Genomic DNA, 12,540 nt, shown 5'->3' with positions numbered 1-12,540 from the left:
CTGCTCTTTATTGATATGGGAAGCGGTCAAAACCGCATCGTTTCGCTGTCGACTGAGGATACCGGAACAACCACGGCGTTTGAAGATGTCGTCACAAACTACTTCCCGACAACGCTCTTCAACGGCAACGAATTCGATCGCGTCGAAGTTGCCGACCTGAATGGCGACGGACTGGATGACGTGTTCGCCTGGAACAGCAAGACCGGTGCAAATCGACTCGCATCCACGAGTCTCAACCTGGAGACTCCACCTGTAGCCGTCGATGACGTGATTGGTTTCCAGGGAATCAACGGCGACTATGAACTCGTTGCTAGACTCACCGAAGACGTATTTAGTGATCCGAATTCCGACGAGCTGTTCTTCTGGAACCCAACAACAGGCCGCAACCGAACTGGCTTCGTGCAATCCTAAAGCTAGCAAAAACTAGGATTCTGTTGACGATGGAATTATAAATTCAAATGCCGGGACGAGCGAACGCTTGTCCCGGCTTTTCTTGTGGTCCATCATAATCGCTAGACACAAGCTTTTGACCGCGACAATCATGACGCGAGATTAAGCCAATTCTCGGCTAGCAAAAAGAGGACCGCTCTCCGTGAATTGCGCGATGGGATGCGTGTTTTCTGCACTTAGGATGACCAGCGATGCCGATGCAAACCAGCGAATCCGATGCTCTGTCAGTTCGAGAGATGATCGGCACATATGATATCTTGCTGATCACATTGGACACGCTACGGTACGATGTCGCTGTGAAATGCTGGCAGGACGGTCGCACGCCGTTTTTGAATTCGTTGTTGCCGGAAACCGGATGGGAACCGCGTCACACGCCGGGGAGTTTCACGTTCGCTGCTCATCAAGCGTTCTTCGCGGGGTTCTTGCCGACGCCGACTTCGCCCGGCCCGCATCCACGTTTGTTTGCCGCCGCATTTGCCGGGAGTGAAACCACGACGGACCGCACCGCTGTCTTTGATGCGCCCGACATCGTCACCGGACTGCACGACCGGGATTATCACACGATCTGCGTCGGCGGCGTTGGCTTCTTCAATCCTACGACACCGTTAGGAACGGTCCTGCCGGGCTTGTTCGATGAGAGTTATTGGTCACGCGAACTCGGCGTGACCGATCGCGACTCGACCGCAAACCAAGTCCGCGTGGCGATCGACGCGATTGGAAAGGTCCCGAACCAGCAACGAACGTTCTTGTTCGTGAACGTCTCGGCACTCCATCAACCAAACTGTCATTACGTCGGTGGAGCGACTGAAGACAGTCCGGCAACGCAAGCGGCTGCGCTCGAGTATGTCGACTCACAACTTCCACCACTGTTTGCTGCATTGCGGCAACGTGGGCCGGTGTTGTGCGTCATCTGTTCCGACCACGGCACCGCCTACGGCGAAGACGGCTATACCGGGCATCGGCTCGCTCACCCGGTTGTCTGGACCGTGCCGTATGCGGAGTTTGAGTTGCCAATAATTTCATAAATGGTTCGTCATGCGTAAGACAAAGCATGTTGACCACCGGACCGATCGAGGTACGACTACGGAAGCTCAATCGGCGACGGCTATTGGTCGTCGTGGACGTGCTTTCCTGTCGTCACTTGTAATTGAAGCTGATCGATCGGCATAGTTTGCCGCGTCTTTTTGAAATTGCTTTTCGGTCGCATTACGCCGACGGGATTTCTCGCCGGGACTCTTCGCTGCATCGGCCGATGGAATCGCAGATTGATCGGAATTCGTAAGATCGACCAACTTCTCTGGGCTTTCCTGCTGTTCCATCTCCCCATCGGTGCCAGCAATACAGTACAGATACTTGGAACTCCGCACGATCATTCGACCATTGCTCACTGCCGGAGTACCCCAGAACGTCTCGTTCTCCCTCGTCATCTCATTGACGGCCAACAACTCCGTCTTGTCTGCCAATCTGAAAACGTACATCTGCCCGCCGGCGTTGAGGTAGAACAGTCGATCTCCGACAACAACTGGCGATGCATAATCGAGTGAACCGAAGCGAGCGTTTCCCGTTTTCTTGAAGTTCTTCAGACGAATCTGCTCCAGACGCCGACCACTGTTCGCACTCAGCGTGGTGAGGACACCGCGAGAAACGACGTAAAGTTTCGACTGATACCGTACCGGCGTTCCATACGTCGTACCAACCGGACTGGTCCACACGATTTTCGTCTCGTTACCATCTTTTCCAGACCGGATATCCAACGCCACACTACCGGCTCCCGCGCCCGAAAACGCAAACACTCGACGTCCTTGCGAAATCACGCTTGCGTAGGCTTGCCGTGAAGTGGTCGCATTGGCGAACCAACGCAACCTCCCGCTATTTGGGTCGAGCCCCCAAAGTTCTCCGGCGACCAGCATCACGACATCCGTTCGATCTTCATCGACTCGGACCAGTGTCGGTGTTCCCCACATACCGTCCAGCCCCGTTGCATATTGCTGCCACAGCTTCTCTCCAGTCCTTTTGTCAAAACCAATGATGGATTGACTCTCAGCGGCAGCGGTCACGATCACGATATTCTGATGAACGATAGGACTCGAAGAAGACCCCCATCTGGGAGGGTCTGATTCTTGACCGGCCTGTGCGTTCCATAAATCATTGCCTTTGAGATCAAACGCATGGACGCCACCTTTGCCGAAGAAGCAATAAACGTTGTTACCATCCGAGACGGGAGTGTGGGACGCATAACCATGAGAGGAAACTCCCGACTTGTCGTAGGGATCTTCCGGTAACGAAGCCGGCACATCTTTTTGCCACAATTGGGCTCCTGTTCTCAAATCAATACAGACGAGATTTCGGACCAGATTTTCCATCTGACCTGGATTTTCGCGGTCGATTCCATAGCCCGAGTAACAGGTCACCAGCACCTTGTCTCCAACGACGATTGGACTGGAGGCACCAGGTCCGGGTAGAGCAATTTTCCAGACGATGTTTGTTGTGGGAGACCACTCCGTTGGCAACGATTGGGAGTCCGTGACGAATCCAGATCCAGCCGATCCGCGAAAACGTGGCCAGTCCTCTGCCGTAGCCACCGTGCTCCAAAAGGCTAAGCAGATTGGAAGAAGCGTCAACTGGTGAGTCATTGTGTTCGCTTTGTTTCGCACGAGTTTGGGAGCGAAATCACCCCCGGCAATGAATTCGGAAAAAATGCCGGGACTGCCCCCGGCTCTAGATTGTAGTCCGAAGACGAAGTCGCGGCGAACTGCTTCCCGGCTTGCGAAACTCTAATTCGCGATTGTGTGGCCGTTGCGACGGGGGGCGAAGCCGATGAAACGGTCGGATTTTTCATCCGAGCCACGTTTCTTGAATTCATCCCACGCCCAATCCCACTCCCATTCCCGACTGTCGAGGTACCGCATCACGAGCAGTTTTTTGAGTTCCTCCACTTCAGCGAAACTCAGTCCACTCGTTCGAGACACAGCCACATCGACGGGAATGCCTTCGACAATTTCCTTGGGCCAATGCTCCACCATTAACTCGCGACGCATGGACGCATCGGGTTTTTCGAAGCGGATGAAAACGTCGATCCGTCCCGGTCGGCGAAACGCAGGGTCCAACTGCTTGAACTGGGCGTTCGAGGTGAAGAGGTAAACCACACCCTGCCGAATGCTGAGTCCGTCAAGTTCCGATAGAAACGTACTGTGATCGCCCGACGAACCGACATCGTCCCGATTTCGCAAGGCTTGGTCGAGGTCGTCAAAGAAGATGATGCCCGGACGTTGCAATTCGAACAAACTTCGAGCGGACCCGTGGTTGCGAGCCATCTCGTATTCTTCCGCCCGCACGGTTCGCCAATCGAAACCGAGCTTGCTGGCCTGATTGAGCAACCACCGAGCGGCCATCGTTTTCCCGTTGCCTGGCTCACCCGCGAGCAGCACACCCCGTTTGAGCGGCACGCCGAAACGGTCAAAGGCTTCCGACCCGCGTTCGAGAAAACCGACTGTGTTGTCCCACAAGCGGGTTTTGAGATCGTTCTTCATCACCGGCTTGATTTGCCGATGTTTCTCCTCGACGCCTCGCCGTAGATAACGATAGAGCATCGTGAGATGTTCCGTGCGACACGCCCAAACATCGTTGAGCGGGCTTCCGTACTCGTCCGCGAACGGGTTGATCGCCCGTGCCAACGGCACCATGGTTTCACCGATCTTAACGGAGAATCGCTCGATACCGAACGACACACCATGTCCGCGGCTGCCGGATTGAATTGTGCGGATCGGTTGCGAGGCCCCGAACCCGGTTGATCCTTCCCGCCGCAGATGACGGTACAAGTAGCCGGCGGTTTCGCAATCCAAATTCAACGCCCGCACCGTTCCTCCCAGCACTTCCGAGAGACGTTGCAACGTCAGATCGAGATCAGCTTGATTTTCGCGAAGACTCATAGGGGTTCTTTAGCGTGAGAGGAAAACACAAAATGACGAAACAGGTTTTTCCGAGTTGATGATGAGCTGTTTGGTTTCCGTCTGTCCTACTAGTACGGATTTGCGAACATTGAAATTCATTCAGTAATCAGAATTTATGGAAAAAGAGGACACAAGTGTTAGCCACTTGGTTCCCTCAAACGAAACAAAACCGGTCACGGATCACGAAGAAATTCTTCGACCCGGCCGGCAAGCTCCGTTTGTGGAGTGGAAATGAAGTTGGAAATGAGCTGAAACAGTCTCGGTGTTGAGTTCTTGTCCGCAGTTACAATGTCTTGTGACCCTGGTGGACTCGAACAAGCGATTGTCCTCGTCTTCAAAAGCCAACGGCTCTAGGTCTGGAGTTTCTGACGCATCCGGTTCAATTCTTCGAGTGCTTCGAGCGGTGTCAATTCATCAATTTTGAGATCGCGGAGTTCATCGAGCAATGGATGCTGATCGTGGAACAGCGAGAGTTGCCGATTTTTTTCTTTCCGAGTCATCCGTGGCGGGACTTTGGGGCGGCCGGAATCGTCCAGGTGGTCGGCTTCGAGTGTTTCCAAGATGACCCGTGATCGCTCCACCACCGCCGCCGGCACACCGGCTAACCGTGCAACATGAATTCCGTAACTCTTGTTGGCCGGCCCCGGCAGGATTTTGTGGAGAAAAACAATGCCATCGTCGACTTCTCGCACCGCGACGTTCCAATTCGCCGCATGTTTGAGAGTTTGCGTAAGTTCGGTCAGTTCGTGGTAATGCGTGGCGAACATCGTGCGGGAACCGAGGCAGTCGTGTAGATATTCCGTCACCGACCATGCCAACGAAATCCCGTCGTAGGTGCTCGTGCCCCGACCGATTTCATCGAGAATCACAAGACTGTGTTTCGTAGCGGAATTCAGAATGCGAGCGGTCTCGGTCATTTCGACCATAAAGGTACTTTGCCCTTTTCCGAGTTCGTCACTTGCGCCAACGCGGGCAAAGATCCGATCCGCAATCCCGATCCGAGCGGACCGCGCGGGCACGAACGACCCCATCTGAGCCAGAATCGTCAACAACGCCGCCTGCCGAATGTACGTGCTTTTCCCGGCCATGTTCGGGCCAGTGATGATCTGCACGCGGCCGAATTGGTCCGATGTTTGTGGTTCGGTATCGGCTGAGGAATTCTGCGTGTCGGTTGTGGTCTCTTTCGACTCACCGCCCAACCGCACATCGTTCGGGACGAACACGCCGGACGGTTGGAGTTTGTCGAGGACGGGGTGTCGTCCGTCCCGGATATCGAGCAGGGGGTCGGTCGTCATGTCCGGGCGGCAGTATCCACCGGCGATCGCCAGCGTCGCGAGTGTCATCAACACATCCGCTTCGGCGAGCACCTCCGCCGTGGTTTGCAGACGGACAATTTGCTTCGCGACCCGTTCCCGTAGTGCATGGAAAAGTTCCTGTTCGAGAGCCGTCGCACTTTCCTCGGCTCGCAGAACTTTGTCCTCATGTTCTTTCAGTTCCGGCGTGATGTACCGTTCTTGGTTCTTCAGGGTTTGCTTGCGGTGATAGTTCTCCGGAACCTTGTCCGCATGCGACTTCGTGACTTCCAAGTAATACCCGAAGACCTTGTTGAAGCCGATTTTGAGATTGGGGATTTGTGTCCGCTCGGCTTCCTGGGCTTGGTACTTCGCAATCCATTCTTTCCCACCACGCGCGAGATTGTGAAGCTCATCGAGTTCCGCGTGAAAACCGGTGCGGATCATTCCGCCATCCGTGGTGAGCAGCGGCGGATCGTCGACCAAGATTTCTTCAATGTCGGCACGAATGTCGGCACACAGATCCAGTCGGCCTTCCAACCGTTTGAGCAACGCCGCTTCGTGCCCGGTGAGTTTCGCTTTCAATTTCGGCAAGGCGGCGAGTGTGCGAGCCAAACAGCCGAGATCTTTCGGACTCGCCCGCCGAGTCGCCACACGAGCGGTTAGGCGATGCAGATCGTAAATCGGTTCCAGCAACTCTCGGACACTTCGCACGAGCGAACCGTTCCCCACGAGTTCTTCCACGGCATCATGCCGGGCGACGATCGACTTGAGATCGGTCAACGGATTCGACAACCGTTCGGCAAACAGTCGTGCCCCCATCGGCGTGACGGTTTCATCGAGCACATCGAGCAAACTGCCGTCCCGACTGCCATCGCGGAGAGTTCGCGTCAGTTCGAGACTTCGCCGCGTCGATTCATCAATGATCAGGTGCGTGCCTCGACGGTACGGCTCCAAACGGGCGATGTGGCCGAGCGTTGTTTTCTGCGTGTCTTGCACGTATTCCAGCAACGCACCCGCTGCGACGACGCCCACGGAGTCAGCATCGACATCGAAACCATCCAGCGATTGCACGCCGAAATGGTCGAGCAGCAACCGCAGCGACTCCTCCCGCGAGAAGCACCACGCCGGGCGTTCCGTGAGGACCAGGCCTCGCAGTTCCTTCAACGATTCGCCGAGCGGTTCGTCCGGTTTTCGTTCGGGTAGCAACAGCTCAGCCGGTCCGATGCGAGCGATTTCGTCGAGCAGGGCGGTTGGTTCGACATCGGTAGTCAGGAAACGACCCGTCGAGAGTTCCAACCACGCCAGGCCGATGCGTGTCTTCGTTGGAAACAAGCACGCCAGAAAGTTGCTTTGACGCGGATCGAGCAGGGCGTCATCGGTGAGTGTGCCCGGTGTGACGACCTGCGTCACTTCCCGTTTGACGAGCCCCTTTGCTTGCTTCGGGTCTTCGACTTGCTCGCAGATGGCCGCCCGCAAACCGGCTTGAATCAGCTTCTGCAAATACCCTTCGAGCGAGTGATACGGAAACCCCGCCATCGGCACCGGATTCTCCGAACCTTTGTCCCGACTGGTCAGAGTGAGCCCCAACAATTTCGCCGCGGTTTTCGCGTCTTCGTGGAACAATTCATAAAAATCGCCCATCCGAAACAGCAAAATCGACCCCGGATTCTCCGCCTTCACCTGCTGGTAGCGTTCCATCATCGGAGTGAGTTTGGGGGCGGGTTGTTTGCTCATGTCTGACTCAGTAAATTTCGCTTTTGGTGAGGTCGTGTGGAGGGTGGAGAGTAACGCGTGGAGAGTTGTGCTACTCGGATGTTTGCAGCGTCCATTGGTCAGCATTCCGTGACATGCTAACGAGGATCCCAATGATCTTATCGTATTCTTCGTAAATCCTTCTGGCGGTACTTTTGTCAACGTATTGGCATTCGACAGCAAACTGTATCCAAGTCTGCGTCTCTCCGGCTTCCGCTTCGCTGTCGGAGAGTTTGCTGATAAACGCTGCCGGATACCGTCTCTTTCGCCATGCCTCCGCAAGGTTCGCGCAAACCGACCGTGACGAGCGACGAATTTGATCCGTCAGTGAATAGCGCTCCTCAACCGGAAACGTCTTCGAAACTTCAAACAAATCCATCGCGGCTTGAAAAGCCGCCTGGTAAACCTCTAATTCCGTATGCCGTCGTGCAAACTTGCTGGCCATATTCGAGATCTCTTTGATCCACTCTCTACGCTCAACACTCCACCCTCTACCCAGATCACTCCGGAAACAACATACTCACGCTCGTCCGATCGTGCACGGAGCGGATGGCTTCGGCGAAGAGGGGGGCGACGGTGACGGTTTCGGCGTTAGCGGGGAGTGCGGCGTGGCCTTCGATCGTGTCGGTGACGAATACCTTCTTAATCTCGCTATTGCCCAATCGATCGGCTGCTCCAGAGGCGAAAACCGCATGGGAGATGGCGGCGTAGATGTCTTTGGCTCCGCGTTTTTTTAGCAACTCGGCCATACTGACCAGGGAGCCACCGGAGATGGCGAAGTCGTCGACCATCAGCACATTCTTACCCTCGACTTCACCGATGACTTCCAGCACTCGGGCCGTCTCGCTGTGATCGACTCGCTGCTTCGTGCCAATGACGACCGGCGTGCCCAGCAAATTCGCGAACGAGGAGGCATCTTTCGCGAATCCCGTGTCTGGACTACACACGACGAGATCGGGAATGTTCTGCGTCTTGATATGCTCACAAAGCACGTGCCGACCGTACAAATGATCGACCGGCACCCGGAAGAACCCCTGAATTTGCGGGCTGTGCAGGTCCATCGTCAGCACGCGGTCGGCTCCCGCAGCTTCGAGGGCGTCCGCACACACACGGGCTCGAATGGAAACGCGAGGCTCGTCTTTTTTGTCCCCTTTCGCGTAGCTAAAGAACGGAATGACCGCCGTGACTTGATGAGCGCTGGCCCGCTTGAGAGCGTCGATCCAGAACAACAACTCCATGAAATTGTCGTTCACCGGAGCATGCACACCCTGAATGACGAACACGTCCCGACCACGGACATTTTCCAGAATCCGGACGAAGACATTGCCCTCGCTGAACGTGATCGCTTCACTCTTCAGAGGCTGAATGCCCAGGCATTTTCCGATTGCAGTGGCCAAGTGTGGACTCGCGGATCCCGCGACCAACGCTAAGTCGCCATGCGGCGGTTGAAACGTTTGAAGTCGCGGACCGGATGACGTGGGGCCGGAGCTGGAAGCGGACATGGCAGATCGAAATTCTCAGTAAGCAAAAGACGGACCGAGTGCAAACCCTCATCATAGCCACGAGGGTTGAGCACTCAACATCCAATGCGAGCTGGTCCTTCACCGAAGACGATAAAAACACGGCAAAATCGGTACTGTCCCACGAAACCTTCCAATTCTCCCGAAACCACGTCTTTTGTCATGGGTTAACAAGGACACTGGGACGGTGCGAAAGTTCTCTTGTCTCAGATGGCATGTTCAGACACAATCCGCCCGCCTCCCGCGAAGATGCCGGGCGGTCCAACAAGAATTATCCGTCTCGATCTGGAGGCGACGACGGATTTGTCAGGGACGACAATGCGAATTCGGTGTGCATTTCCATTGCGAAATATGGCCAGCCCGTCGGATGGTGGGCCGGTGGTTTCCGCACGTCGTGTCTTGATCGCATTGTTTTTACTCTGTCTGATCCCCCGCTTGGTGATGATCTTCCGAGTGGGGCCGGTCTGCAATGATGGATACTATTACACCTCCGTCGCCGCGGCTTTCGAAGACGGCGAGTTCGCCCAGGTATTCGCGTATCTCAACCTGAACATTTACCCCATGATTCTCTCGGGTTTGCATCGGTTGGGGCTGGAATGGTTGTTGGCAGCGAAGTTGTGGGGGGCGGTCATCTCGAGTCTGGCCGTCCTGCCAATTTTCGGCTGGATTCGTCGTATGTTCGATGACCGCATTGCGACACTTTCGGGCTTTTTGTACGCCATTCACCCGGAATTCATCGAACTGAGCGTCGAACCAATTCGCGAACCGACATTCTGGTTTTTGTTGGCGTTATCGTTCTATTTGGGCTATCGAGCGACGACCGAAAGCCGATTGAGATTCTTCGTTCTCGGTGGTCTAGCGATGGCCTTTGCGGTTCATACCCGCAGCGAAGGTTGGTTGTTGTTGGGGCCCATCCTGATTTGGACCGCCTTCAACGCATGGGACCGGCGTGCACATCTCGGCAAACTCGCTTGTGGGACCGGGTTGTGGCTCGCGATGACACCGCTTCTGATTTTGGTGATCAATCTCACGGTGCTTCAAGGTGAGACCGGATGGCAATGGGGCCGCCTCACGCACTTTCAATTAGGCTGGCAATGGGTCCAAACGGCCCTTGAACCGGCACCGGCTCCCGCGACTCCCACCGCACTGACGGCCGCATCCGTCCCAATTTTGCCACAACCCATCACGGTTCCCGTTCCTCAACCCAGTGTAAAATCCACGCCGAAACAACCCGAGGAACCAGCTCCGACAGTGAATCAAGAATCGAAAAAAGCGAAAGCCGAACCCCTCTCGACCGGGAAGCGTTTCCAAAAGTTTTTTCACGCTTGGATTCGTATGTTCGAACCCGTCAATTTCTCGATGGCGGTGATCGGGTTATTCGTCGCTGCAACTCAGTTTTGGCGACGAGACTATTGGGTGCTTCTTGTCTTCTCGATGACGGTCCTGGCAGCCGTCTGGGTGCTTTTCGGGGCACTCGGTGTAATCAGCTCCCGATACTTCCTGCCCACCTACCTGGCTCTGGTGCCCTTTGCGGCAATTGGAATGTGGTCAGCCCTGGCATGGTGGAGTCGGCAAGTGTTGCGTATCACGGGAAGCCGAAGATTACGCCGCACGGTCGTGCCGTGTGCCATCGCACTCGGAATTTCTTTGGGATGGACGGATGCATTCACCACATGGCACGAAACTCGCGAAGCCGAGGCCGCCATGGCGGAAAACCTACGAACAACAATTCCTAGAGTTCGATCGGTTACCGTTGATTTGCATGCGGTTCGCGTTGGTTATCATCTCATCAACGACGTTCCGCACATCACGCCAGAGGCCATTGCTCATGGCGTCAATCAAACTTTCTGCGAACGTCAAAATCGCTGCCCGAATGGAGAGGATATCGTCATTCTCTCCTGCCATCGATTTCCAGAAGAGCAAATCGAGGCGTTGCGAAATGAAGCGATTGCCGCCGGCCTAACTCCGATTGAATACCAAGCTCCACCGATGGCACATGGCCAATTCCTAGTCTTTGTTCATAAGATCGACTAGGACTTTACGCATTAGGACAGGTGGTAAGAGTTCGGAGCTAATCACGTGTTTCAAATTGATGGCCCATTCTCCGAAAAACAACTGAGTTCGACTCACTACTAACGAGGTTCACAGGCCATGCCGGTCGCCGATGCTGAATGCTCCCAGCGAACTCAGAAGATCTGGGTGATATCCGAAGTTTATTACCCCGACGATAACCCAACTGGTTACTTTCTCACCGGAATCGCGGAAGGGCTAGCGAAGGAGTTCGACGTTCGTGTTTTATGCACGCAACCGTCCTATACCGTTCGCGGAAAAGAAGCTCCACGAAACGAGAACCATCGCGGTGTTTCGATTGATCGAGTGTGGAGTACAACTTTTGATAAAAACATTCTCCCATTGCGGCTAGTCAATTCACTGACAGTGAGTCTGTCGATCTTTCTCAAGATGCTTTGGGGATTGCGACGCAAGGATCGGGTACTAGTTGTCAATGTGCCTCCCATCTCGCCACTTGCTGTTGGTCTCGCGTGTCGATTGAGAGGCGTTGAATATACGCTGCTAATTCATGACGTGTATCCGGATGCCGTCGCAGCGGCGGGAATGCTTCGCACGACATCAGTCCTATACCGAATGCTCAATCGAGTGTTCGGGGTGCTACTGAACTCGGCACGGCATGTGGTTGTGCTAGGGCGAGACATGTTTCAACGGATCTCCGACAAGCGGCGAGACAAGACGGTGTGTGTCACAATGATTCCTAACTGGGCTGACTTAGAGTTGGTTCCTCGCACACAGCATGTCGGTGAAGAGAATGCGATTCGACAGCAGTTCAAACTTGATGGGAAATTCGTCGTCCAATACTCAGGGAATATGGGCCTTACTCACAACCTTGATGTCATCGTTGCGGCCGCCCGTGATATGCAGAACGATGTTGACTTGCATTTTCTGCTAGTCGGTTCAGGGGCGAGGAAAACTTGGGTAACAGAAACCGTTGCCAACGAGAATTTGCATAACGTGACCGTCGCTGATCGTCGGCCGCGTGAAGAACTGAACGATCTGCTGTTGGCGGCGGATGTGTCCGTGATTAGTTTTTTGCCCGCCATGGCCGGAGTTTCGGTTCCTAGTCGACTATACAATGTGATGGCTGTTGGTTGTCCTGTGATTGCAGTGGCAGATCCTGAGTCGGAACTCGCTCGCACAGTTGCCGAGGAACGCATTGGTTGGGTCGTTCCACCGAATGATGTTGTTGCTTTTCGGGCGGCGGTCGACGAGGCGAAGTCGAATCCAGCGGAACTTGCTGCCATGCGTGTACGTGCAAGACGGGCGGCGGAAGTCCGTTTCTCCTACAGTCAGGTCGTGCAAGCCTATCGAGAACTGTTGAAGACAAACAGTTCGACACCCAAGTCGATCTGGGATCAATCAGAAATGAAGCCTGAGACGGATATCTCAGTCCGACGAGCTGCCTAGGATATGTTGAGTTGTTTGGTGGTTCATGGTTGCGATCAGGGCTAAGTTTAGCGTGCTGGCTGCTACGGGAAAACGAGAACGAGTTGCATCGAGGAG

The 12,540-nt window shown here is 54.8% G+C and carries 9 protein-coding genes; 4 read left to right on the top strand and 5 right to left on the bottom strand.

The genetic code is table 11. The features are described from left to right. Both G6R38_RS17845 and G6R38_RS17840 read left to right on the top strand, forming a co-directional pair. The coding region (locus G6R38_RS17845; protein ID WP_166829019.1) for a hypothetical protein at positions 1-411 on the top strand (411 nt) is incomplete at its 5' end. Positions 412-641: 230 nt separating this feature from the next. Next, positions 642-1,475: an STM4013/SEN3800 family hydrolase gene (locus G6R38_RS17840; protein WP_166829016.1), complete on the top strand. Its 834-nt coding sequence runs from the start codon at positions 642-644 to the stop codon at positions 1,473-1,475. A gap of 66 nt (positions 1,476-1,541) precedes the next feature. Here G6R38_RS17840 and G6R38_RS17835 read toward each other — a convergent pair whose 3' ends face one another. The 5 genes from G6R38_RS17835 to G6R38_RS17815 form a co-directional block, all read right to left on the bottom strand. Continuing rightward, positions 1,542-2,861 carry an outer membrane protein assembly factor BamB family protein gene (locus tag G6R38_RS17835; RefSeq protein WP_166829013.1) on the bottom strand — a complete coding sequence of 440 codons (1,320 nt, stop codon included), beginning with the start codon at positions 2,859-2,861 and terminating at the stop codon, positions 1,542-1,544. 363 nt (positions 2,862-3,224) lie between these two features. Then, positions 3,225-4,379, bottom strand: coding sequence for an AAA family ATPase (locus G6R38_RS17830; protein WP_166829008.1), 1,155 nt, complete (start codon positions 4,377-4,379; stop codon positions 3,225-3,227). Positions 4,380-4,750: 371 nt separating this feature from the next. Next, the gene (mutS, locus tag G6R38_RS17825; protein WP_166829004.1) at positions 4,751-7,429 is read right to left on the bottom strand and encodes a DNA mismatch repair protein MutS; all 2,679 of its coding nucleotides are present in this window, start codon (positions 7,427-7,429) and stop codon (positions 4,751-4,753) included. A gap of 70 nt (positions 7,430-7,499) precedes the next feature. Beyond that, positions 7,500-7,892 carry a four helix bundle protein gene (locus G6R38_RS17820; RefSeq protein ID WP_166829000.1) on the bottom strand — a complete coding sequence of 131 codons (393 nt, stop codon included), beginning with the start codon at positions 7,890-7,892 and terminating at the stop codon, positions 7,500-7,502. 55 nt (positions 7,893-7,947) lie between these two features. Continuing rightward, a complete protein-coding gene (locus tag G6R38_RS17815; RefSeq protein WP_166828996.1) occupies positions 7,948-8,949 on the bottom strand; it encodes a ribose-phosphate diphosphokinase in 1,002 nt (333 codons plus the stop codon). 336 nt (positions 8,950-9,285) lie between these two features. Here G6R38_RS17815 and G6R38_RS17810 point away from each other — a divergent pair, with 336 nt between their 5' ends. Further along, entirely contained in the window at positions 9,286-11,001 is a 1,716-nt protein-coding gene (locus tag G6R38_RS17810; RefSeq protein WP_166828991.1) for an ArnT family glycosyltransferase, read from the top strand. Between the two features lie 117 nt (positions 11,002-11,118). Further along, positions 11,119-12,444 (top strand): glycosyltransferase family 4 protein, encoded by a 1,326-nt coding sequence (locus G6R38_RS17805; RefSeq protein ID WP_166828988.1) that lies wholly within the window; start codon positions 11,119-11,121, stop codon positions 12,442-12,444. The last annotated feature ends 96 nt before the right edge of the window (positions 12,445-12,540 follow it).

Source organism: Thalassoroseus pseudoceratinae, assembly GCF_011634775.1.
In the GTDB taxonomy this organism is placed as follows: domain Bacteria; phylum Planctomycetota; class Planctomycetia; order Planctomycetales; family Planctomycetaceae; genus Thalassoroseus; species Thalassoroseus pseudoceratinae.
The sequence above is the reverse complement of the archived record's forward strand: the minus strand, read 5'-3'. Positions and strand labels throughout refer to the sequence as shown.

Coding starts and splice junctions, on each gene's coding strand:
- G6R38_RS17830 (WP_166829008.1), bottom strand. CDS start 4,379: ATGAGTCTTCGCGAAAATCAAGCTGATCTCGATCTGACGTTGCAACGT.
- G6R38_RS17815 (WP_166828996.1), bottom strand. CDS start 8,949: ATGTCCGCTTCCAGCTCCGGCCCCACGTCATCCGGTCCGCGACTTCAA.
- G6R38_RS17810 (WP_166828991.1), top strand. CDS start 9,286: ATGCGAATTCGGTGTGCATTTCCATTGCGAAATATGGCCAGCCCGTCG.
- mutS (WP_166829004.1), bottom strand. CDS start 7,429: ATGAGCAAACAACCCGCCCCCAAACTCACTCCGATGATGGAACGCTAC.
- G6R38_RS17840 (WP_166829016.1), top strand. CDS start 642: ATGCCGATGCAAACCAGCGAATCCGATGCTCTGTCAGTTCGAGAGATG.
- G6R38_RS17820 (WP_166829000.1), bottom strand. CDS start 7,892: ATGGCCAGCAAGTTTGCACGACGGCATACGGAATTAGAGGTTTACCAG.
- G6R38_RS17805 (WP_166828988.1), top strand. CDS start 11,119: ATGCCGGTCGCCGATGCTGAATGCTCCCAGCGAACTCAGAAGATCTGG.